The sequence below is a fragment of the Mesorhizobium sp. P2_E9 genome (genome assembly GCF_056403815.1).
Map to the genome: position 1 here is coordinate 1 of NZ_JBFUET010000024.1, position 21,383 is coordinate 21,383.

General features: G+C 63.2%; 22 protein-coding genes. 16 read left to right on the forward strand and 6 right to left on the reverse strand.

The features are described 5' to 3' along the window. Positions 1–159, reverse strand: a 159-nt coding sequence (locus tag AC1D05_RS32095; protein WP_477444718.1) for a transposase family protein, incomplete at its 3' end; no start/stop codon positions are given. A 360-nt stretch (positions 160–519) separates the two neighbouring features. Between AC1D05_RS32095 and rpsF the strand changes: the two genes are divergently transcribed. The 12 genes from rpsF to AC1D05_RS32155 all read left to right on the forward strand — a co-directional run bounded on the left by rpsF (position 520) and on the right by AC1D05_RS32155 (position 11,539). Beyond that, on the forward strand, positions 520–1,023 hold the full coding sequence (gene rpsF, locus AC1D05_RS32100) for a 30S ribosomal protein S6 (protein WP_027045356.1): 504 nt from the start codon (positions 520–522) through the stop codon (positions 1,021–1,023). Continuing rightward, positions 1,023–1,271 carry a 30S ribosomal protein S18 gene (gene rpsR / locus AC1D05_RS32105; RefSeq protein WP_006203718.1) on the forward strand — a complete coding sequence of 83 codons (249 nt, stop codon included), beginning with the start codon at positions 1,023–1,025 and terminating at the stop codon, positions 1,269–1,271. Before rpsF ends, rpsR begins: the two co-directional genes overlap by 1 nt. A gap of 216 nt (positions 1,272–1,487) precedes the next feature. Then, complete coding sequence (rplI, locus tag AC1D05_RS32110; RefSeq protein ID WP_477446503.1) at positions 1,488–2,075, forward strand: 50S ribosomal protein L9; 588 nt, start codon at positions 1,488–1,490, stop codon at positions 2,073–2,075. A gap of 175 nt (positions 2,076–2,250) precedes the next feature. Continuing rightward, positions 2,251–3,543: a class I SAM-dependent methyltransferase gene (locus tag AC1D05_RS32115; protein WP_477446505.1), complete on the forward strand. Its 1,293-nt coding sequence runs from the start codon at positions 2,251–2,253 to the stop codon at positions 3,541–3,543. Positions 3,544–3,623: 80 nt separating this feature from the next. Next, positions 3,624–3,947: a YnfA family protein gene (locus AC1D05_RS32120; protein ID WP_477446507.1), complete on the forward strand. Its 324-nt coding sequence runs from the start codon at positions 3,624–3,626 to the stop codon at positions 3,945–3,947. 1 nt (position 3,948) lies between these two features. Beyond that, the gene (locus AC1D05_RS32125) at positions 3,949–4,926 is read left to right on the forward strand and encodes a small ribosomal subunit Rsm22 family protein (RefSeq protein ID WP_477446509.1); all 978 of its coding nucleotides are present in this window, start codon (positions 3,949–3,951) and stop codon (positions 4,924–4,926) included. 215 nt (positions 4,927–5,141) lie between these two features. Then, positions 5,142–6,638: a replicative DNA helicase gene (locus tag AC1D05_RS32130; RefSeq protein ID WP_477446511.1), complete on the forward strand. Its 1,497-nt coding sequence runs from the start codon at positions 5,142–5,144 to the stop codon at positions 6,636–6,638. A 78-nt stretch (positions 6,639–6,716) separates the two neighbouring features. Beyond that, positions 6,717–8,120, forward strand: a complete 1,404-nt coding sequence (radA, locus tag AC1D05_RS32135) for a DNA repair protein RadA (protein WP_477446513.1) — start codon at positions 6,717–6,719, stop codon at positions 8,118–8,120. Between the two features lie 47 nt (positions 8,121–8,167). Then, positions 8,168–8,830, forward strand: a complete 663-nt coding sequence (locus tag AC1D05_RS32140; RefSeq protein ID WP_477446515.1) for a CvpA family protein — start codon at positions 8,168–8,170, stop codon at positions 8,828–8,830. A 93-nt stretch (positions 8,831–8,923) separates the two neighbouring features. Then, the gene (gene purF / locus AC1D05_RS32145) at positions 8,924–10,393 is read left to right on the forward strand and encodes an amidophosphoribosyltransferase (protein WP_477446517.1); all 1,470 of its coding nucleotides are present in this window, start codon (positions 8,924–8,926) and stop codon (positions 10,391–10,393) included. Positions 10,394–10,420: 27 nt separating this feature from the next. Next, positions 10,421–11,161, forward strand: a complete 741-nt coding sequence (locus AC1D05_RS32150) for an SDR family NAD(P)-dependent oxidoreductase (protein ID WP_477446519.1) — start codon at positions 10,421–10,423, stop codon at positions 11,159–11,161. Between the two features lie 159 nt (positions 11,162–11,320). Further along, positions 11,321–11,539, forward strand: a complete 219-nt coding sequence (locus AC1D05_RS32155; RefSeq protein WP_027045347.1) for a hypothetical protein — start codon at positions 11,321–11,323, stop codon at positions 11,537–11,539. Positions 11,540–11,648: 109 nt separating this feature from the next. On the opposite strand, the gene AC1D05_RS32160 is transcribed toward AC1D05_RS32155, so the two are convergent. Continuing rightward, a complete protein-coding gene (locus AC1D05_RS32160) occupies positions 11,649–12,155 on the reverse strand; it encodes an OsmC family protein (protein ID WP_477446521.1) in 507 nt (168 codons plus the stop codon). A gap of 232 nt (positions 12,156–12,387) precedes the next feature. On the opposite strand from AC1D05_RS32160, the gene AC1D05_RS32165 reads away from it, so the two are divergent. Then, positions 12,388–13,275: a DMT family transporter gene (locus tag AC1D05_RS32165; RefSeq protein ID WP_477446523.1), complete on the forward strand. Its 888-nt coding sequence runs from the start codon at positions 12,388–12,390 to the stop codon at positions 13,273–13,275. A gap of 54 nt (positions 13,276–13,329) precedes the next feature. Beyond that, entirely contained in the window at positions 13,330–14,238 is a 909-nt protein-coding gene (locus AC1D05_RS32170; RefSeq protein ID WP_477446525.1) for a DMT family transporter, read from the forward strand. A 169-nt stretch (positions 14,239–14,407) separates the two neighbouring features. Here the strand turns inward: AC1D05_RS32170 and AC1D05_RS32175 are convergent, their stop codons facing one another. Next, a complete protein-coding gene (locus AC1D05_RS32175) occupies positions 14,408–15,271 on the reverse strand; it encodes a LysR substrate-binding domain-containing protein (protein ID WP_477446527.1) in 864 nt (287 codons plus the stop codon). A 112-nt stretch (positions 15,272–15,383) separates the two neighbouring features. On the opposite strand from AC1D05_RS32175, the gene AC1D05_RS32180 reads away from it, so the two are divergent. Next, a complete protein-coding gene (locus AC1D05_RS32180; RefSeq protein ID WP_477446529.1) occupies positions 15,384–15,791 on the forward strand; it encodes a tautomerase family protein in 408 nt (135 codons plus the stop codon). Positions 15,792–15,928: 137 nt separating this feature from the next. After that, positions 15,929–18,151 (forward strand): AMP-binding protein, encoded by a 2,223-nt coding sequence (locus AC1D05_RS32185; protein WP_477446531.1) that lies wholly within the window; start codon positions 15,929–15,931, stop codon positions 18,149–18,151. 27 nt (positions 18,152–18,178) lie between these two features. Here AC1D05_RS32185 and AC1D05_RS32190 read toward each other — a convergent pair whose 3' ends face one another. The 3 genes from AC1D05_RS32190 to AC1D05_RS32200 form a co-directional block, all read right to left on the reverse strand. Then, complete coding sequence (locus AC1D05_RS32190; RefSeq protein ID WP_172230557.1) at positions 18,179–18,997, reverse strand: CDP-alcohol phosphatidyltransferase family protein; 819 nt, start codon at positions 18,995–18,997, stop codon at positions 18,179–18,181. Positions 18,998–19,000: 3 nt separating this feature from the next. Continuing rightward, positions 19,001–19,699 (reverse strand): phosphatidylserine decarboxylase, encoded by a 699-nt coding sequence (locus tag AC1D05_RS32195; protein WP_477446533.1) that lies wholly within the window; start codon positions 19,697–19,699, stop codon positions 19,001–19,003. 290 nt (positions 19,700–19,989) lie between these two features. Continuing rightward, entirely contained in the window at positions 19,990–21,282 is a 1,293-nt protein-coding gene (locus AC1D05_RS32200) for a DMP19 family protein (protein ID WP_477446535.1), read from the reverse strand. Positions 21,283–21,383 lie beyond the last annotated feature (101 nt).

Sequence of the window (21,383 nt, forward strand, 5' to 3'; positions counted from 1 at the left end):
TTCCGCCCCGGCGATCACCGCCATAAGACACAGCAGCAGCACCTCATCCAGCGGATACCTTACCTTCGCACTCTGCCGACCATCAGGCAGATCCTTGAAATGACCCAGAAAAACAACCGTTTCCGCGAACGCACCGGCGTTGCAAGCCACATCGTCCATCCAGATATTCCCCCTCAGAATCAAATGATCTCGACAGATTCAGCTCTCAACCTCCTTGTCACGCGTTAACTCACCCGATTGCCCTGTCGGGCACGCCCCTTGCCCTTGCCTTATCAGCGGATTGCTGTATAGACGCCCGCAATCTGCCGGTCCTTGCTGGGGGCTGAACGGAGGGCCGTAGGTTTTTCAAAAACCTTCGTGTGAAGCCAGAAGTGTTTCCGCCTCCCGTGTCTCCGCTCTCGACCGTCTCGAAATGCTCCTTTCTTCCCCGTACCCTTCAAGGGTTTGCGGGTCAGAGAAGTTGCAGAGGCTTTAGCCGCCGGGAACCGGGAGAGAAACGAAGAAAGGCACGAAGACATAATGGCTCTTTACGAACATGTGTTTCTTGCCCGGCAGGACCTCTCGCAGCAGCAGGTCGATGCGCTTGTCGAACAGTACAAGGGCGTCATCTCCGCGAATGGCGGGTCCGTCGGCCGGGTCGAGAACTGGGGACTGAAGTCCCTCACCTACCGGGTCAACAAGAACCGGAAGGCATACTACACGCTCATGGACCTCAACTGCCCGCCGGCAGCGCTCAACGAGATGGAGCGCCAGATGGGTCTGTCCGAGGACGTCCTGCGTTTCCTGACCATCAAGGTCGAGGCGCATGAGGAAGGTCCTTCGGCCATGATGCAGAAGCGCGAAGAGCGCTCCGAGCGCGGCAGCTTCGGCGACCGCGACCGTGGCGATCGCGGCCCGCGTTCGTTCGGCGACCGTGATCGCGGCGACCGTGGCGATCGTCCGCCGCGCAGCTTCGGCGGCGACGCCGGTGCTGATCGTGGTCCGCGCCGTCCGCGCGAAGGCTTTGAAGGGGGTGCAGAATAATGGTCGACATCAACCAGATCCCGACCCGGCGCCCGTTCCATCGTCGCCGCAAGACCTGCCCGTTCTCCGGCGCCAACGCGCCCAAGATCGACTACAAGGACGTGCGTCTGCTGCAGCGCTACATTTCCGAGCGCGGCAAGATCGTGCCGTCGCGCATCACCGCCGTCAGCCAGAAGAAGCAGCGTGAGCTCGCCAAGGCGATCAAGCGCGCCCGCTTCCTCGGCCTGCTGCCCTACGTGGTCCGCTAAGACTTCCAAAGCAGGCGGTTCGCCGCCTGCTTCCTTCTCCCACGGCGACGGGCGCCGCATGGGTCTCGATCAAAATCCCGAGTTGAGGTGAAAAGCCTCTAACTGCCGCGACAGGCAGGACAGCGACACTGGCGCCAAGGCGCCCGAGCTTCCTGACCTGTTCCATTCCATTCGGCGCCGATCCCGCGATCAGTGCCCAGACGAAGGAACAAGACCATGCAAGTGATTCTTCTCGAACGCGTTTCCCGCCTCGGCCAGATGGGCGATACCGTCAAGGTCAAGGACGGCTTTGCCCGCAACTTCCTGTTGCCGCAGGGCAAGGCGCTGCGCGCCAACGAAGCCAACAAGAAGAAGTTCGAGGGCCAGCGTGCCCAGCTCGAAGCCCGCAACCTCGAGCGCAAGTCGGAAGCCACCCAGGTCTCTGAAAAGCTCGACGGCAAGAGCTTCATCGCCGTGCGTTCGGCCGGCGAAACCGGTCAGCTCTACGGTTCGGTGTCGACCCGCGACATCGCCGACCTGCTGACAGCCGAAGGCTTCACGGTCAACCGCAACCAGATCCTGCTCAACCAGCCGATCAAGACCATCGGTGTCACCAACGTGGCGATCGCGCTGCATCCGGAAGTCGAGGTCACCATCAGCCTCAACATCGCGCGTACGGCCGATGAAGCCGAGCGCCAGGCCAAGGGCGAGACGCTGACCACCGCCGAAGCCATCTATGGCGACGACATCAACGACAATGCGCGGCCGGAGAACTTCTTCGACCCGAACACCGAGTTCGAAGGCGGCGAAGAAGACAACGCCTGATCTGACGCCGCGAGGGTTGGAGCAAGGCTTCGATCACTTTGTCGTCATCCAGCCTTTCTGGACCAATGCCCGGGCCTCTCGCCCGGGCATTTTTGTACCAAATGGAACTTTTCGAACCCCTATATATTGTTGCAGAATTAAGGCAGCCAGTCTGACCGTGAGGGGACATTTGGTTATGAACATTCTGCTGAAGCGCGTTCTCGACCGCCTGGTGCGCACGGGCAATCTCAAGGTAACCGGGCCAAAAGGCTCGACGTTCATCTTCGGCGACGGCAGCGGCGAGCCGGTGCACATGCACATCAAGACCCGACACGCCGAACGCGCCATCACCTTCGATCCGATGCTGGCGGTGCCTGAATCCTACATGGACGGCGAACTCGACATTCTCGAAGGCGGCGTGCTCGGACTGATGCGTATTGCCTTCCAGAACATGGGCAGCGGCGGCATCGACGCGACCTGGTCGAAAGCCATCGAAGGCCTGCGCCATGCCTTCCGCCGCCTCCAGCAGATCAACACCGCCTCGCGCTCGCGCCGCAACGTGCAGCGCCACTACGATCTGTCGGGCGACCTCTACCGGCTCTTCCTCGATGAAGACATGCAGTATTCCTGCGCCTATTTCGAACAGCCGGACATGACGCTCGACGAGGCGCAGGCTGCCAAGAAACGCCACATCGCCGCCAAGCTCAGGCTGAAGCCCGGCCAGACCGTGCTCGACATCGGCTCCGGCTGGGGCGGGCTTGGCCTCTATCTCGCCAAGGCGTTCGATGTCGACGTGCAAGGCGTGACGCTGTCGACCGAACAGCACGGTGTCGCCACCGACCGGGCGCATGCGCAAGGCCTGGAAAACCACGTCCATTTCGAGCTGAAGGATTATCGCGAACTCAACGAACGCTTCGACCGCATCGTTTCGGTCGGCATGTTCGAACATGTCGGCGTGAACCACTTCCGGACCTTCTTCGACAAGGCGGCAACATTGCTGAAGCCCGATGGCGTGATGCTCCTGCACACGATCGGCCGCTCCGGCGTGCCGTGGGCGACCAGCGCCTTTATCCGCAAGTATATTTTCCCGGGCGGCTACATACCGGCCATGTCGGAAGTGTTGCCGGCGATCGAGAAGTCCGGCCTGGTGGTCACGGACGTCGAGATCCTGCGGCTCCACTATGCCGACACGCTGAAGCACTGGAGCCAGCGCTTCGCCACCAACCGCGACAAGGCCAAGGCGATCTACGACGAACGCTTCTGCCGCATGTGGGAATTCTATCTCGCCGCTTCGGAAGCCGCCTTCCGGTGGCAGGATCTGGTCATCTTCCAGTTCCAGATCGCCAAGAAGAACGATACGCTGCCGATGACCCGCGACTATATGGTCAAATGCGAAAAGGCGCTGGAATTGCGCGACATGGGCCGCCGCGAAGCGGCTCCCATAGAGAAGCCCGCCAAGCCCGCCCGGCGCCGCAAGGTGGCGGAGTAGAAACGCCTTTCGCCATTGGCGCTTGCCATTCCCGGCCCCTGCCCCGAAAAGGGCCTCGTGATCGTCGCGAGGCCTTTTTCATGACCTATCTCCTCTATGCCGCCGCGGCCCTGGCCGAGATCGCCGGCTGTTTTTCGGTATGGGCCTGGTGGCGGCTGGAAAGATCGCCGCTGTGGCTGGCACCGGGGTTCGTGTCGCTCGTTCTGTTCGCCTGGCTTCTGGCCCTCGTCGAAACCAATGCCGCCGGCCGCGCCTATGCAGCCTATGGCGGCATCTACATCGTCGCCTCGCTGGCCTGGCTGTGGCTGGTGGAGGGCGTACGCCCCGACCGTTGGGATCTTGGCGGTGCTGCGCTCTGCATAGCCGGCGCCTCGATCATCCTGCTCGCACCGCGAGGAGCCTAGCGTGGAACTGCCGGCCTCTCTTCGACAAGCTGTCGATCGTATCCTGGAAAAAGTACCGCTGCCGGAGCTGAAGCAAGCAGCGAAGACACTCTCCGACCGCTACCGCGCCGAACTGCGCGACGGCCGCCTGCACATGGCACAGGACATGGCTGTCAGAGCCTATCTGGCGACGCGGCTGCCGGCGACCTATGCCGCGGTCCGCGCCAGCCTCGACACGCTGAACGCGGCCCGGCCGGATTTCATGCCGAAAACCCTGCTCGATGTCGGCGCCGGTCCTGGTACGGTGCTTTGGGCCACCAGCGATCTCTGGCCTGATCTCGAACAGGCCGTTTTGCTGGAAGCGAGTGCGGCGGTGCGCAAGGTCGGCGAGACGCTTGCCACCGATGCCATCACAGCCCGAACCGTCTGGCAGGCCGGCGACGTCACAACAGACCTTGCTAACCTTCAGCCGGCGGACCTCGTCACATGCGCCTTTGTGCTGGACGAGATCGCGCCGGCATCCCTACCCAAGATGGTTGGCCGGTTGTGGCAGTTGACGACAGACACATTGCTGATCATCGAGCCGGGCACGCCGGCGGGCTGGCAGCGGATTCTGGCGGTGCGCGCGCAGTTGATCGCGGCCGGCGCGCATCTGCTGGCGCCTTGTCCGCATGAGGCGCCGTGCCCGCTCAATCCACCCGACTGGTGCCACTTTTCCCGACGCGTCGCCCGCTCGCGCCTGCACCGGCTGGCCAAGGATGCCGAAGTGCCTTGGGAAGACGAGAAATTCATTTTTGTCGCCGCTTCGCGCCAGCCGGCTGCTTCCCATGCCGCACGGGTGATCGCGCCACCAAAATCCGGCTCCGGCAAGGTTTTGCTGAAACTTTGCCGGGAGGACGGCACGGCCACGGAGCAACTCTTCACCAAGCGTGACGGCGTGGACTTCAAGCTGGCCCGGCGGCTGGACTGGGGCGACAGGCTGGAACCAGGCAGCGCGTGAGCTGATTGTTCTTGCTTCGTTCCGACGCCGCGGTTAAGAATCACGCTTGCCGAGTCAACCGGAATCGGGACACAGGAACACTGTCCTGTGGACGGCTCGGGCGTCCCTGTGAACAACGGGCATCAAGGCTGTTTGGTCGTGCGGTGATGCAGAAAGGTCAGCACGGTTTCGTCTCGTTCTGATATCGAAAGGCCGGGATCGAAATCGGGGATATCATGGCAGAGGCAGCGCGAAAATTCGGCGTGGCGGAGCAGCAACCGCTTTATCGTGAGGCCCCGAATAATATCGAGGCCGAGCAGGCGCTGCTCGGCGCGATCCTTGTCAACAACGATGCCTTCTACCGTGTCTCCGACTTCCTGAAGCCAGGCCATTTCCACGAACCCCTGCATCGCAAGATCTTCGAAATCGCGGCCGAGCTCATCCGCATGGGCAAGGTGGCGACGCCAATCACACTGAAGACCTTCCTGCCGGCCGACGAGAAGGTCGGTGACATGACGGTGGCGCAATATATCGTGCGGCTGGCGGTGGAAGCCGTCACCGTCGTCAACGCCACCGACTATGGCCGCGCCATCTATGACCTGGCGACGCGCCGCGCGCTGATCACCGTCGGCGAGGACATGGTCAACATCGCCTATGACGCGCCGGTCGACATGTCGCCTTCCGAGCAGATCGAGGACGCCGAGCGCCGCCTGTTCGAACTGGCCGAAACCGGACGCTACGATGGCGGCTTCGAGAGCTTCACCGACGCGGTCAAGACCGCGGTCGACATGGCCAATGCCGCCTATATGCGCGACGGCCATCTGTCGGGCCTCGCCACCGGCATGCGCGATCTCGACCGCCGCATGGGCGGCCTGCAGTCGTCCGATCTGATCATCATCGCCGGCCGTCCAGGCATGGGCAAGACATCGCTGGCCACCAACATCGCCTTTAACATTGCAGAGATGTATGAGCCGGCGCAGCAGGCCGATGGCTCGTTCAAGGCCGCAAATGGCGGCGTCGTCGGCTTCTTCTCGCTCGAAATGTCGTCGGAGCAGCTCGCCACCCGTATCATTTCTGAACAGACGGAAATCTCGTCGTCCAAGATTCGTCGTGGCGAAATCACCGAAATGGACTTCGAAAAGCTGGTCGCCTGTTCGCAGACCATGCAGAAGATCCCGCTGTTCATCGACCAGACCGGTGGTATTTCCATTGCCCAGCTTTCGGCCCGTGCGCGTCGCCTGAAGCGCCAGCGCGGCCTCGACCTGATCGTCATCGACTATATCCAGCTGATGCAGGGTTCATCCGCCAAGTCTTCGCAGAACCGCGTGCAGGAAATCACCGAGATCACCACCGGCCTGAAGGCGCTGGCCAAGGAGCTGGCCGTGCCGATCATCGCGCTGTCGCAGCTGTCGCGTCAGGTCGAAAGCCGCGAGGACAAACGCCCGCAGCTCTCCGACTTGCGTGAATCCGGTTCGATCGAGCAGGACGCCGACGTCGTCATGTTCGTCTATCGTGAGGAGTATTACCTCAAGAACCGCGAGCCGAAGCTTGGCACCGAAGAATACGTCAAGTGGGAAAACGAGATGAACGAGATGCGCGGCAAGGCCGAGGTCATCGTCGCCAAACAGCGCCACGGCCCCACGGGCTCGGTGACGCTCGCCTTCCACGGCGAATTCACCCGCTTCTCCGATCTGGCCGAAGAGCACCATATCGCGGAGCGGTTTGACGAATAGGCTCCCGTCCGAGGTGGCAACAGAAACGCGGACAAAAGGCGCCCTGTGGCGCCCGCCAGCGGACAAGAAGGTAACAGCGTGGCCAAATCCCGCGTCCAGTTCATCTGCCAGAATTGCGGGTCGGTGCATCAGCGCTGGGCCGGCAAATGCGACGCCTGCGGCGAATGGAACACGCTGGTCGAGGAAGGCACGTCCGGCGGTATCGGTTCCGGCCCGGCCAATACGCGCAACGCCCGCAAGGGCCGTGCGGTCGTACTGACCACGCTTTCCGGCGATATCGAGGATGCGCCGCGCATCATCTCGGGCATCGGCGAGCTCGACCGCGCCACTGGCGGCGGTTTCGTGCGCGGTTCGGCGCTGCTGGTCGGCGGCGATCCCGGCATCGGCAAGTCGACGCTGCTCACCCAGGCCGCAGCGGCGCTTGCGTCGCGAGGCCACCGCATCGTCTATGTCTCGGGCGAAGAGGCCGTCGCCCAGATCAGGCTGCGCGCGCAGCGGCTCGGCGTCGCCGACACGCCGGTGGAACTGGCAGCCGAGACCAATGTCGAGGACATCCTTGCCACCATCGCCGACGGCAAGCGGCCGGATCTGGTCATTCTCGATTCCATCCAGACGCTGTGGACCGATCTCGCCGATTCGGCCCCGGGCACCGTCACCCAGGTGCGCGCCGCCGCCCAGGCGATGATCCGCTATGCGAAATCCACGGGTGCGGCGATCGTGCTGGTCGGCCATGTCACCAAGGAAGGCCAGATCGCCGGTCCACGTGTCGTCGAGCACATGGTCGATGCCGTGCTCTACTTCGAGGGCGAAGGCGGCCATCACTACCGCATCCTGCGCACGGTGAAGAACCGTTTTGGGCCGACCGACGAGATCGGCGTCTTCGAAATGTCGGACAAGGGCTTGCGCGAGGTCGCCAATCCCTCAGAGCTGTTCCTGGGCGAGCGGCATGCGAAATCGCCGGGCGCGGCGGTTTTCGCCGGCATGGAAGGCACGAGGCCGGTTCTGGTCGAGATCCAGGCGCTGGTCGCGCCGTCCTCGCTCGGCACGCCGCGCCGAGCGGTGGTCGGCTGGGACGGCGCCCGGCTGTCGATGATCCTGGCGGTTCTCGAAGCCCATTGCGGCGTGCGCTTCGGCAGCCATGACGTCTATCTCAACGTAGCCGGCGGCTACCGCATCAGCGAGCCGGCGGCCGATCTCGCGGTCGCCGCCGCGCTGGTTTCCTCGCTGACCGGTCTTGCCCTTCCCGCCGATTGCGTCTATTTCGGCGAAATCAGCCTTTCGGGCGCGGTGAGGCCGGTTGCGCATGCGCAGCAGCGCCTCAAGGAAGCCGAAAAGCTGGGTTTTGATAGCGCGGTTCTGCCCTTGGGCAGCGAGGAACTTGCTGGAGGGATCGGGGCCGGCGCTTTCCAGCCCACCGAGCTTGCCGACCTCGTGGCGCGCATAGCCGGCTCACGGCGCAGTCGCGTCGACGATGAAGAGTGACGCGGCTCGTCGAGCCGTGAAAAACAGATCGGAGTGGGGCGAAAAACATGCCGATTACACTGCTTGACGGAATCCTGGTCGGCTTCACCCTGGTCTCGGCGATGCTCGCCATGGTTCGCGGCTTTTCGCGCGAGGTCCTGTCGGTCGTCTCGTGGGCGGCGGCAGCGGCGGCGGCTTTCTTCTTCTACAAGCCGGTCCTGCCCTATCTGAAGCCCTATATCGACAATGAGAAGATCGCCATGGCGGCCTCCGCCGGCGTCGTCTTCGTCATCGCGCTGATCGTCGTTTCGGTCATCACCATGAAGCTTGCCGACTGGATCATCGATTCGCGGATCGGCGCGCTCGACCGCACGCTCGGTTTCCTCTACGGCGCTGCGCGCGGCATCCTGGTTGTCGCTGTCGCCCTGCTGTTCTTCAACTGGCTGGCCGGCGCCAAGGCTCCCGCTTGGGTGACGGACGCCAAGTCGCGGCCACTGCTGGAACAGATCGGCGCCAAGCTCGAAAGCCTGCTGCCCGAGGATCCGGAAAACGCCATCCTGAAGAAGCTCAATCCGAATCAGCCGGCTGCCGAGACGCCCGCGGCACCTGACGCACCGGCGGCGGATGCGCCAGCCGGCGGCGACGATGCCAACGCACCGGCTCCAGACGACAATGACGCTGCGCCCGCGGATAACACGGCCAAGCCAGCACCGGCAGCACCGGCGAACTGACGCGCCAAAACTGACGATGGTGTGAACGATTGCACGGCGTGCGTTGCTTTCGGCGCGTGACCGCCTTATATGGCGATTTTAGCGGAGCTTAAGATGGCAGACGCAGACGACGTGCTTTCCGCCGAGGCCGACGACCATTTCCATGACGAATGCGGTGTGTTCGGCATTTTCGGCCGACAGGACGCAGCGGCCATCGTCACACTCGGCCTGCACGCCCTGCAGCATCGCGGCCAGGAAGCGGCCGGCATCGTTTCCTATGACGGCACCCAGTTCCATGTCGAACGCCATGTCGGCCTGATCGGCGACACCTTCACCAAGCAGCGCGTCATCGACAGCCTGCAAGGCAACCGCGCCATCGGCCATACGCGCTACGCCACGACCGGCGGCGCCGGCATGCGCAACATCCAGCCCTTTTTCGCCGAATTGGCCGATGGCGGCTTTGCCGTCGCCCACAATGGCAATCTGACCAACGCCATGACCGTGCAGCGCGCGCTGCAGAAGCAAGGCGCGATCTTCTCCTCCACCTCCGACACCGAGACGCTCCTGCACCTAGTTGCTACCAGCAAGGAGCGCGACCTCAACTCGCGCTTCATCGACGCGGTGCGGCAGGTCGAAGGCGCCTTCTCGCTGGTGGCGATGACGGCCAAGAAGATGATCGGCTGCCGCGATCCGCTGGGTATCCGCCCGCTGGTGCTGGGCGATCTCGACGGCGCCTGGATCCTCGCCTCCGAAACCTGCGCGCTCGACATCATCGGCGCGCGTTTCGTGCGCGACCTGAAGCCCGGCGAGATGGTCGTCGTCACCTCTAAGGGCATTGAAAGCCTGTTCCCGTTCGAGCCGCAGAAGACCCGCTTCTGCATCTTCGAGTATGTCTATTTCGCCCGGCCGGATTCGTCGGTCGAGGGACGCAACGTCTACGAGGTGCGCAAGCGCATCGGTGCCGAGCTGGCGCAGGAAAACCCGGTAGAGGCCGACATCGTCGTGCCGGTGCCGGATTCCGGCACGCCGGCGGCGATCGGCTTCAGCCAGGCGGCAGGCATTCCCTTTGAGCTCGGCATCATCCGCAACCATTATGTCGGCCGCACCTTCATCCAGCCCGGCGATTCGATCCGCCACATGGGCGTCAAGCTGAAGCACAACGCCAACCGCCGCATGATCGAGGGCAAGCGCGTGGTTCTGGTCGACGATTCGATCGTGCGCGGCACCACCAGCCAGAAAATCGTGCAGATGGTGCGCGATGCCGGCGCCAAGGAAGTGCACATGCGCATCGCCTCGCCGCCGACCAGCGCCTCCTGCTTCTATGGCGTCGACACGCCGGAGAAGTCGAAGCTGCTGGCGTCACGCATGTCGGTGGAAGAGATGGCCGAGTTCATCCGTGTCGATTCACTCGGCTTCCTGTCGATCAACGGGCTCTACCGCGCCGTCGGCGAGGCCAGCCGCAATGACGAACAGCCGCAATTCTGCGACGCCTGCTTCACCGGCCAGTACCCGACCCGCCTGCTCGACTTCGAAGGCCACGACAATGTGCGCACGCTGTCGCTGCTGGCGAACAATGGGGCGTGAGCTAGACCACCTTACGGAAATTCTCGCATGACCCTCGACCTTACCGGCCGCGTTGCGGTCGTCACCGGCGCCTCGCGCGGCATCGGCTATTTCATCGCCAAGGAATTGGCGGCCGCCGGGGCGCATGTCATCGCGGTTGCGCGCACCGTCGGTGGATTGGAAGAACTCGACGACCAGATCAAGGCGGCCGGCGGCCAGGCGACGCTGGTGCCGCTCGATCTCGCCGACATGGCCGGCATCGACCGGCTGGGCGGCGCCATCCACGAGCGCTGGGGCAAGCTTGACATTCTCGTCGCCAATGCCGGCGTGCTCGGCGTCATCTCGCCGATCGGCCATGTCGAGGCAAAAACCTTCGAGAAGGTGATGACCATCAACGTCATCTCGACCTGGCGACTGATCCGCTCGGTCGACCCGCTGCTGCGGCTTTCGGATGCCGGCCGGGCCATCATCCTGTCGTCCAACGCGGCACACTCAGCGCGCGCCTTCTGGGCGCCTTACGCGGCATCGAAGGCTGCGGTCGAAACCATGATGCGCTCCTGGGCGCATGAGACGCAAAGCCTGCCGCTGCGCGTCAATGCCGCCGACCCCGGCGCCACCCGCACCGCCATGCGAGCCCAGGCCGTGCCCGGCGAGGATCCGGAGACGCTGCCGCACCCCTCGGAGATCGCCAAGCGCATCGTGCCGCTGGCCAGCCCCGAGCTGAAAGAGACCGGGCTTATCTTCCAGGCCAAGCACAATCGCTTCGTCGCCTACAGGCAGCCGGAATAGCTTCATCTAACACGCACATCGTTGGATGATCACGCGGCTGTGATCACAGGGTAAAAGGCTGCGTGGCGGTCATGCTTTCGTCATTTCCATGGAGTTGGTAGGATCGCATCGACTCCCACAACAACGAGCGCCCGAGCTGGGCAGAACAAGGACATCCCCATGGCTACGACCGCAGCGTTGGTTTGGTATCTGGTAATCGCCGGCCCGCAGGGCGGCATGGTGGTGCTGCCCAGCACCTTCGACAAGCGCGAACAGTGCACCGCCGCCATCACCGAATATCAGAAGCAGCCGACACCCACCGGCTGGTCGGTGCAGTGCGTTCCGAGCGCCTCGCCCTTCACCGACGAAGGCGATGCCGAAGAGCCGGCGGCGCAGTAATCATCGGATACAACAAGGCCCGCGGCCGCTGGCTGCGGGCCTTGTGATTTTAGAGCTGTTATGACGCTATTCCGGACGGAAAACCGTTCACACTTTTCCTGGAATTGCTTTAGCGCCCGGCGCTCACCGTCAATTCCGGCTTCTGGTTGATGGTCTGGAACACCACGCAATAGCGCTCGGTCAGCTTCGGCAGCGAATCGATGCGCTCCTGCGGCTCATCCGTGTCGAGGCTGAAATTGAGCCGGATGGCGCGAAAACCGACCGGCGCATCCTTGGCGACACCGAGCGTGCCACGAAAATCGAGATCGCCTTCGGCTTCCACCGTGGCTGCGCCGAGCTTGAACTCGAGCGCCGTCGCCACTGCCTTCAGCGTCACCCCGGCGCAGGCGACCAGTGCCTCAAGCAGCATGTCGCCGGAGCAGAGTTCGAGCCCTGAGCCGCCGGTTGCCGGATGCAGACCGGCGATGGCGATCGCCCTGCCCGTCTCCACCTTGCAAGCCACCGACTGGTCGTCGATCGAGCCCCGCGCCTTCAGCGTGATCAGCGCCTGCGCGGCGTCGTCGCGGTAAGCCTGCTTCAGCGGCGCCTGCATGGCTTTCAGTTCGGTTGCGTCCATTTCCGTTGCCTCTTTCGGATCTAGGGCCAGCGCGCAGCGTGGCTTTGGCAGATATAAGTGCCGATCGTGTCCTGGAAGCAAGACCGCCATGTCCTGCCCCAACGCAAGCCCAGAGCTGGCGTAGCGCTGTGCCAACTTTCGACCGTATAGCTTTGGTGAGCGCCTGACCTTCCAAGCCCCTTGCGCCGCCTCGCAGCATCTCTGCCGCTTTCTGCAACTTTGGTCCGCGCCTATGGCCGATGTCGCCATTCTCGAAACACGCGAAAGGGTTCTCGCTGGCATCCTGCTGACCGGTGCCGCCTATCTGCTGTTTTCGACGCAGGACGCTTCGATCAAGCTGCTGGTTACCGGCATGACCGTCTGGCAGATCATGTTCTTCCGCAGCATCACCATTCTCGGCGCCTGCGCGGCAATCGGCGGGCGGGCGCTGTTTGCCGACACGGTGCGCTCGCCGATCGTGCGGCCAATGCTGGTGCGCAGCGCTTTCACGCTCGCTGCCTGGCTCTGCTACTACAACGCCGCCCGCAGCCTGCAACTCGCCGAACTGACCACCGTCTATTACGCAGCCCCGATCATCGTCACCGTGCTTTCGGTGTTCCTGCTCGGCGAAAAGGTGCCGATGCTGCGCTGGCTGGCGGTGCTGATCGGCTTTGTCGGCGTCTTCGTCGCTTGTGATCCCACCCATCTCGGCCTGTCCGTACCGGTGCTGCTGGTGCTGGCCGCCGCGCTTTTGTGGGCCATCGCCATCGTGCTCCTACGCAAGACAGCGCTTGCCGAGCGCTCGATGATCCAGCTTCTCCTCAACAATTTCTATTTCCTGGTGTTTTCGGCGGTGCCGGCCCTGTTGTGGTGGCATACGCCCGACCTGACCCAGTTGCTGCTGCTTGCCAGCGTCGGCGCGCTTGGCGGTCTGGCGCAATATCTCCTCTTCGAAGGCATGAAGCGCACGCCGGCATCGATCCTCGCCCCTCTTGAATACAGTTCGCTGTTGTGGGCGTTCGCGCTCGGCTTTGCGATCTGGGGCGACGTGCCGCGCCGCGAAGTGTTCCTCGGTGCCGCCCTGATCATCGCCACCGGGTTGCTGATCGTCGGCGGCGAGCATTTCCGCAAGCGGCTGTGATGTGCATGACTGCTGACCCTACGATGTCAGGACGGAGCGGCGTAGGCTGGCGGCATGACTGATGTGACAGCCACCACCGACACCGTCGCCGAGCGCACGCTTGGCATCATTCTCGTGTCATGCTCCGCGGCCGTGTTTGCCTTGACCGGCGTGCTGACAAAATCGATCCATGCCGATCCGCTGACCATCATCTGCTGGCGCGGTTTTGTCGGTTCGATCCTGATCAGCCTCTATGTATTGTGGCGGCGACGCGGCTCCGGCGGGCGCGGGAGCCTGCGATTGGGGTGGCGCGGCTGGCTGCTGGCGGCGGAAGGGGCACTGGCCAGCATCGCCTTCATCTCGGCGTTCAAATTCACTTTCGTTGCCAACGTCACCGTTATCTACGCCACCGCACCGTTCGTCACCGCGCTGCTGGCCTGGGTTCTGACGCGTGAACCATTCCGCTTGCAGACGATGGTCGCGGCAGCCGTGTCGCTCTGCGGCGTGGCGATCATGGTCTGGTCCAGCTTTGGCACCGGCAATTTGTTCGGCGACGGACTGGCGTTGCTGATGACCATCGGCAGCGCTCTCTACATGATCATGGTGCGGGCCTTTCGCGACACACCCGTGGTCTGGGCTGGCGCGGTATCGGCCTTCCTGTTGTTCGTGCTCGGCTGGTTCGTTACCGATCCGCTGGCGGTTTCGCCAAGGGATGCCGCTCTGCTCGTCACCTTTGGCGCGTCCTTCGCGCTGTCGTCGATCCTGTGGACGGAAGGCGCACGGCTCATCCCGGCCGCCGAATCCGGGCTGCTCGGCTCGGCCGAAGTGCCGTTCGCGATCCTGTTTGCCTTCCTGTTTCTGGGTGAGATTGCGCCACAAGCAAGCCTCACCGGCGGCGCCATCGTGCTCTGCGCGGTATTCGCCCATGCCGGCCGCGACTGGCTGGCGGCCCGCTCGCAGCAGGCGGCGTCAAATATTTCTTAAAAAAGTGACACAGTCATGGAACCATCATCGGGGTCAGGCATTATTGGTGCGACGGGCCACCCCCCCAAGTCCCCCCAAACCCCTCGGCCCGTCCTACTTCCAAGCCGACCGCAAGGTCGGCTTTTTCTTTGCCTTTTGGACAGGCGCAGGAGGGTGGAAGCCCACGGCTTCACCCGAAGTGCCCGGATAGGGCGAGGTTGCCGCTGAGCAGCGCCGCCAGATCGGCCGCCGCGCCATCGGTGCCAGCGCGCAGCCGGATCGCGAATTCAGCCATCGGAACTTGCGGCAGACCAAGCTCGCGCGGCGCCTCGACAATACCGGAATGGGCAAAGCGCGGCGTTCGCAAGGTCAGCGCAACGCCGGCATTCACAGCAGTGCGCAGGCCGGCCAGGCTGGCGCTGCCGGCGGCGATGCGGTAGCGGCGGCCGTCAGCATCGAGCGCCGCGAGCGCGGCCTCGCGAAACCCGCAATAGGGATCGAGCAGCGCCAGCGGCAGATCCTCCTGGCGCGAGGCCAATCCCTTTTGTGAACACAGCCAGATCATCGGCTCGCGCAGGACGCCGGATTCGTCCGGCGCTGCGATCTGGCGCATGACGATCGCCAGGTCGAGGCTGCCGACCTGCAGCGCCTGCGCCAGTTCGGCCGAGCGACCGACCCGCAATTCGATCCTGACGCGCGGATGGCTGGTGGCGAAGGCACGCAGCAGGTCCGGCAGGCCACTGTCGGCGAAATCCTGCGTCGTGCCGATGGCGACACGCCCGGCAGCCCGCGCCCCCTTCAGCGCCAGCCATGCCTCGCGATGCACGGCAAGAATGCGCCTGGCGTGGCCAACGAGGTCCTCGCCTGCCGGCGTCAGGCCACGACCCCTGCCTTGCGGCGCCAGCAGCGGCTCGCCGACGATCTCCTCCAGCCGCTGCATCTGGGCGGTCACCGCCGAAGGCGAACGGCCGACACTGGAAGCCGCCTGCGCCAGCGAGCCGCTGTCGACGAAAGCGAGGAAGGTTTTGAGCAGATCCGGATCGAGCGCTTCCATAATTCGATATTATCGAATCTTCAGTCAAAAACAATTCGATTTGTTTGATTCAAGGATGGTGACATGGTCTCTCCAACGGCAACCACGCCGCCAGAAACCAAGGAGAAGAAAAATGCCCATCATCAACATCAACGTCACCGGAAAGCCGGACGCCGCTTTGTCCGCCAGGATTGCCAAGGAGATCACCGAAATCACCGCCACGCAGTTGCGCAAGGATCCGACGATCACCGCCGTTGCCGTGTCCTATATCGATCCGCAGCACTGGTTCGCCGGCGGCAAGTCGCTGGCCGAGCATGGCACCAATACGTTCTGGCTGGATATCAAGGTGGTCGACGGCACCAACACCAAGCTCGAGCTGGAAGCCTATCTCAAGGCTCTCTTCGATGCCTTCGGCCGCCTGCTGGGCGGTGTGCACCAGGAAAGCTATGCCTTCGTGCATGAAGTGCCGGCGGCCGCCTATGGCTATGGCGGCAAGACGCAGGAGTTCCGGTTCATCAGCGGGCGGCTGAAGGCGGCATGAGGGCCTCGTTGCTTCTCCATCCGGCGGGAGAAGGAACACCTCCTCTTCCCACATTGACCTCCGGCCCACTTCCGCTACCCTCTGCCTCCGAAGCGGCCGCAGAGCCGCGATGACAAAAACGTTGGGAGAGACGCGGCATGATCCTGACACTGGCGCTGCTTGCGGGTCTCGTTGTGGCCTGGCTGCTGATCGGCGTGGTGGAGAAATTCCGCCTCGGCCTGCGTTTCACGCAGGCGCTGCTCTATGTGCCGTTCAAGCTCGCCTACCGGATCAGCGACAACCGCATCAGCATCGCCCGCAAGGCGCAGGCTCCCGTCATCTACGTCATCTCGCACCAGTCGCGTTTCGAACCGGCGCTGATGCTGTCGCTGCTGCCGGATGACACGCTGCACATCCTCGACGAGGTTTCGGCGCGCTCGCCCTGGCTCGAACCCTGGCGTGAGCTTGGCCGCAGCATCGCCTTCAATGCCGAACATCTCTTCGTCAGCCGCCGGCTGGTGCGCGTGCTGAAGGGCAAGGGCCGGCTCGCCGTCTATCTGCCGGATGCGGTCGAGCCCGACATCAAGACGTTCCGGCTGTTTCGCGCCGTCACCCGCATCGCCATGCAGGCCGACGCCCGCATCGTGCCGATCTTCGTCGCCGGCGCGCGCAGCCTGCCTGTGTCGCTGACGCCGGCGAACAAGGCGCCGCGGCACTGGTTTCCGCAGCTCTCGATCAGCGTGCTGGAGCCGATGACCATCGCCGAACTGGTGGCGCGCAACCCGGACCAGGCGTCGAACACCAATGCGCTGTTCGATCGTGTCGCCGAAGCGCGGCTTTTCGGCACCAATCTCGATCGCGGCCTGTTCCTGGCGATGCGCGATGCGGCAGCCAGAGTCGGCGCCTCACATCCGATCATCGAGGACGTCATCTCGGGCGCGCTAAGCTACCGCAAGATGTTCATCGGCGCGCGCGTGCTGGGCAGGCGCTTCGAAGCAGTGACAGCACCGGGCGAAGCGGTGGGGGTGATGCTGCCCAACGCCAATGGCGTCGTGCTGTCGTTGGTTGGTCTTCTGTCGGCAGGCCGGGTGGCAGCGATGATCAATTATACGGCCGGGCCGGCGAGCGTCACGGCCGCCGTACGCACAGCCGTCATCCGTACCGTCATTTCCTCCCGCGCCTTCGTCGAGAAGGCCGATCTCGCCGATATCGTCGCGGCGGTCGAAAAGGGCGGCGCCAGGCTGCTGTGGCTTGAAGATATTCGCACCAGCGTCACCCCGCTGGACAAGCTTGCCGCCGCCTTGCTGTGGCGCCTGCCGCTGCAGCGGCAGGATGCAGCCAAGCCGGGCGTGGTCCTGTTCACCTCGGGTTCTGAAGGCACGCCGAAAGCGGTGGTTCTGTCGCAAAAGAACCTGCTCGCCAACGCCATGCAGGCCGAGGCGCGCATCACCATCTCGCCGGCCGATATCCTGCTCAACGTGCTGCCGGTGTTCCATTCCTTTGGGCTGACGGGCGGCACCATCCTGCCGCTGGTCACCGGGGTAAAACTGTTCCTCTACCCCTCGCCTCTCCACTACAAGATCATCCCCGAGATCGCGCGCAAGGTGAAGCCGACCATCATGTTCGGTACCGACACCTTCCTCGCCAACTATGCGCGCACCGCCAAGGACGGCGATTTCTCCAGCCTGCGCTTTGTCGTTGCCGGCGCCGAGGCGGTGAAGCCGGAAACGCGCCGCACCTATCGCGAGCGTTTCCAGGCCGAGATCATCGAAGGTTTTGGGCTGACCGAAGCCGCACCCGTGGTTGCCGTCAACACCGCCATCCATGGCCGCGACGGTACGGTCGGAAGGCTGCTGCCGGCGATGCGCATGAAGCTGGAACCAGTCGAAGGCATCTCGGACGCCGGCCAGCTGTGGCTCGACGGACCCAATCTGATGATGGGTTACATGACCGCGGACCGCCCCGGTGAGCTGCAGCCGCTGACCGGCTGGCACGACACCGGCGACATCGTCGCCGTCGACCGCGAAGGCTTCATCGCCATTCGCGGCCGCGCCAAGCGCTTCGCCAAGATCGCCGGCGAGATGGTGTCGCTGGGCGCGGTCGAGATGCTGGTGCAGTCGCTGTGGCCGGAAGAACGCCATGCGGCGGTGGCGGTGCCCGACAAAAGGCGTGGCGAACGCATCGTGCTGGTCACCACCGCCGACGACGCCAATCCCGAAGAGCTCCGTCAGTTCGGCAAGAAAGCCGGAGCCGCCGAACTGATGGTGCCCAACGACATCGTCAAGGTGGAGGAAATCCCGGTGCTGGGGTCCGGCAAGACCGACTATGTTTCGACCAGGAAGCTGGCGATCGACAGGCTGGGGCTGGGTGTCGCGGCCTGAGTCGGATCAACGACTTCGGCGAACGTTCTAACCTATGTCCGAAGGCGGCACCTTCTCGCCCTCGAGCTTGGCGCGCTTGGAGTAGGCGCGCACCGAGAACGGCAGGAAGATCAGATAGCCCGCGACCGAGGCAGTCAGCGTGTACCAGGGATAGGTCATCAGCAAGAGGACGTAGAGCACGACGGCCAGAATGACCGGCAGCACCCTGTCGCCAGGGATTTTGATGCTCTTGCCGGAATAGACGGGCAACCGGCTGACCAGCAAGAAAGCGACCAGGATGGTGAAGCCGGTGGCGACGAAGGCGGCCGGGCGGCTGGGCTCGACCCCAAGCCGCAGAAAATAGAGATAGAGCGGCAGCATCACCAGCACCGCGCCCGCCGGCGCCGGCACACCGACGAAATACTCGGACTGCCATAGGGGACGTTCGGCCTTCTCGTCGTCGAGCACGTTGAAGCGGGCAAGCCTGAGCCCACAGGCGATGGCGAACAGAAGGGCAGCAATCCACCCCGGCGAACCGGCACGGTCGAGCAGGAAGGCATAGAGCACCAAAGCGGGTGCCACGCCGAAATTGACGATGTCGGCCAGCGAATCCATCTGCGCGCCGAATTTGGAGGTCGCCTTCAGCATCCGCGCCAGGCGGCCGTCAATGCCGTCGAGAAAGGCCGCAAGCAGCACCATCACCACCGCCGGCTCGAAGCGGCCTTCGAAGCCGAAGCGGATGCCGGACAGGCCGGCGCAGATGGCAAGCACGGTAACCAGATTGGGCAGCACCATGCGCATCGGGATCTCGCGGATGCGCGGACCGCCGCTGGCATGGGCCTCGAACTTTTTGTATTGCGTGCCCACCGCTCAGGAAATCCGTACGAGGGGGGTGCCGGCGACGCCGCCGAATTCGGCCAGCACCGTTTCACCGCCGACCGCCGTCTGGCCAACGGCGACACGCGGCGTGGCGGTCAAAGGCAGGAACACATCGACGCGCGAGCCGAAACGGATCAGCCCGAAACGCTCGCCCGTGCCGATCGAAGCGCCGGCCTCGGCCCAGCAGACGATGCGGCGGGCCACCAGGCCGGCGATCTGGACGGCGGCGACCGTGCCGTTGGGGCTCTCGATGACCAGGCCGTTGCGCTCGTTCTCGGTGCTGGCCTTGTCGAGTTCGGCATTGAGGAATTTTCCCGGCCGATGCTCGATCTTGGCGATACGGCCGCGCACCGGGGCTCGGTTCACATGGCAGGAAAAGACATTCATGAACACCGAGATGCGGGTCATCTCGACATTGCCGAGGCCAAGCTCGCGTGGCGGCACGGCCGGACCGACTGCCGAGATGATGCCATCGGCGGGGCTCACCACCAGGCGGTCGTCGACCGGCGTGACGCGCTCGGGATCGCGGAAGAAATAGACGCACCAGGCGGTCAGGATCAGGCCGATCCAGAACAGGATCGAGGAGAAATAGCCGAGGAAAAGCGTTGCCGCGCCAAAGGCCGCGATGAAGGGATAGCCTTCGCGATGGATCGGTACGAACGCGTTCTTGACCGTATCGACAAGGCTCATCGGTCTGGGGCGGGCTCCGTTTCAAGTCCGGCCTCAATAGCCGAAAGCCCCCTTCGCCGCAACGCAACAATCGGCAAGGCCGCACTGGCCGCAAAGGAGGAGAAGCGGCGGTATGCTTGCCTGCCGGCATCATTGCCGTCAGAATTCAGCACACTGCCGGTTCACAGCTCGGGGAAAAGGCTGGCCGTCGATGATCCGAAAGCCGAACAGTGCGACCCTCAATGGCCATGTCGATGGAATTTTTTTCTGACGGAGAAGTAGCGCGGCACAATGGAGACAGCCAGTCCAGATTAGTTGGCACCATCGGCTTCGGCGCGCGCACAATGCTCTTCGATTTCCAGTCTGTGGGCATCCACCAGCGGATCTTCGGCACCCGATCTCAAGAGCGCGCTCCCATTGGGAGCCGACAGCAACAACAATAGCCTATCGCCAGCAGCGATTGTCCAACTGACGACCGCCCCTCCCTCTCTCGGAATCAGCATCGATGGTAAGGCAACTGCTCCTGCCGTATCTATTTCGGCCCTACGCAAAAGGAGGTCGAGGGCTGCTGGTGCGTGATAGGCTTCAGCCAATTTTATAACAGTCGTTATTGTATCAGCGCCTACATGCGAGAGCTTCGGGCCGACACGTGGAGCAACTTCGCCAAGTAACTCATCGACGCTATCGACCGGTCCGACGTCGAGTTGCGGCTCCGTGCCATCAGCGGCGAGGTACCGGTACGCAGCCGCATGCGTTGAATTGACTACGCACAGAAGCACCCTACCGGCATTGGTTAAGACAGGAAAAGCCATCTGCTTCTCGCCGTCTATGCCCAACATCCTTCCTTCGCCTAACCCTAACTTAACCTCGGGTTGCGGCAAACCTGCGCAGGCGAGACCGATGCCCACCTCAAGTCGGCTCGTCATCACTGCTTTCAGATGGAACACCGAGCGATGGCGCAATCGAGGCTCGCGTCTATGATTAGCCATCACAACGTCGAGGATGGCCTCCTGGCATTCGGCATCGTCGACAATCTCCAGTTCAGGCCACGAGGCGATCCAACCCACTGCGCGCGCAAGCAGCGGGACGGTATCTTCCTCCTCGTGAAAAAGATCGTCGAGTTTATCAAGGAAATCAGCGCGACCGCCGTCAAATCCAGTCTGTTCCTCCGCTTCCTTTGGATATTCCCGGACCCAAGCAACCATTTGTTCTAACACAGCCAAATGGTTTGCTGCTCGCATTCCGGCCAGAGCCAAACGCGCATCAGAGGTAATTTTGTCGAGGCCACCACGGTAGTTGCGGATAAATTGGCTATGGCCGCCGTTAGCTACTTCCATGCCGTATAGGTAAGTGTGAAAAAACTGCCTCGCCGAGGCCGGTATTTCGTGATCCTTGTAGAGGCCCTGGTCAAGCATTGCGTTCACGAAATCCATGACCGCCGTCACGAGATCCGCGGCGTAATTTTCCTTGGCAGCGCGCTCGACTGCTGAAAACGGGACAATAACTGAAGATACGTGTGGGCTGGCCACCGCCTGCTCAGAACGGTCTGCCGAAACCGTTGCTCGGTGCTGAAGCCGTTTCTTCCGTGAAAAAATTCCGAACATTCCAGCGGCCTTCTTACCTGCAGCAGAGCAGTACCTATAGATCAGAGTCCGTTGGCAGAATATTACCTGGAAGAGCGGATAGAAGGCACCTTGAAATTCAT

Excerpts from the sequence above, each read along its gene's own strand:
- rpsF (WP_027045356.1), top strand. The coding sequence starts at position 520 with ATGGCTCTTTACGAACATGTGTTTCTTGCCCGGCAGGACCTCTCGCAG.
- rpsR (WP_006203718.1), top strand. The coding sequence starts at position 1,023 with ATGGTCGACATCAACCAGATCCCGACCCGGCGCCCGTTCCATCGTCGC.
- rplI (WP_477446503.1), top strand. The coding sequence starts at position 1,488 with ATGCAAGTGATTCTTCTCGAACGCGTTTCCCGCCTCGGCCAGATGGGC.
- AC1D05_RS32115 (WP_477446505.1), top strand. The coding sequence starts at position 2,251 with ATGAACATTCTGCTGAAGCGCGTTCTCGACCGCCTGGTGCGCACGGGC.
- AC1D05_RS32120 (WP_477446507.1), top strand. The coding sequence starts at position 3,624 with ATGACCTATCTCCTCTATGCCGCCGCGGCCCTGGCCGAGATCGCCGGC.
- AC1D05_RS32130 (WP_477446511.1), top strand. The coding sequence starts at position 5,142 with ATGGCAGAGGCAGCGCGAAAATTCGGCGTGGCGGAGCAGCAACCGCTT.
- AC1D05_RS32140 (WP_477446515.1), top strand. The coding sequence starts at position 8,168 with ATGCCGATTACACTGCTTGACGGAATCCTGGTCGGCTTCACCCTGGTC.
- purF (WP_477446517.1), top strand. The coding sequence starts at position 8,924 with ATGGCAGACGCAGACGACGTGCTTTCCGCCGAGGCCGACGACCATTTC.
- AC1D05_RS32150 (WP_477446519.1), top strand. The coding sequence starts at position 10,421 with ATGACCCTCGACCTTACCGGCCGCGTTGCGGTCGTCACCGGCGCCTCG.
- AC1D05_RS32155 (WP_027045347.1), top strand. The coding sequence starts at position 11,321 with ATGGCTACGACCGCAGCGTTGGTTTGGTATCTGGTAATCGCCGGCCCG.
- AC1D05_RS32160 (WP_477446521.1), bottom strand. The coding sequence starts at position 12,155 with ATGGACGCAACCGAACTGAAAGCCATGCAGGCGCCGCTGAAGCAGGCT.
- AC1D05_RS32165 (WP_477446523.1), top strand. The coding sequence starts at position 12,388 with ATGGCCGATGTCGCCATTCTCGAAACACGCGAAAGGGTTCTCGCTGGC.
- AC1D05_RS32170 (WP_477446525.1), top strand. The coding sequence starts at position 13,330 with ATGACTGATGTGACAGCCACCACCGACACCGTCGCCGAGCGCACGCTT.
- AC1D05_RS32175 (WP_477446527.1), bottom strand. The coding sequence starts at position 15,271 with ATGGAAGCGCTCGATCCGGATCTGCTCAAAACCTTCCTCGCTTTCGTC.
- AC1D05_RS32180 (WP_477446529.1), top strand. The coding sequence starts at position 15,384 with ATGCCCATCATCAACATCAACGTCACCGGAAAGCCGGACGCCGCTTTG.
- AC1D05_RS32185 (WP_477446531.1), top strand. The coding sequence starts at position 15,929 with ATGATCCTGACACTGGCGCTGCTTGCGGGTCTCGTTGTGGCCTGGCTG.
- AC1D05_RS32195 (WP_477446533.1), bottom strand. The coding sequence starts at position 19,699 with ATGAGCCTTGTCGATACGGTCAAGAACGCGTTCGTACCGATCCATCGC.
- AC1D05_RS32200 (WP_477446535.1), bottom strand. The coding sequence starts at position 21,282 with ATGTTCGGAATTTTTTCACGGAAGAAACGGCTTCAGCACCGAGCAACG.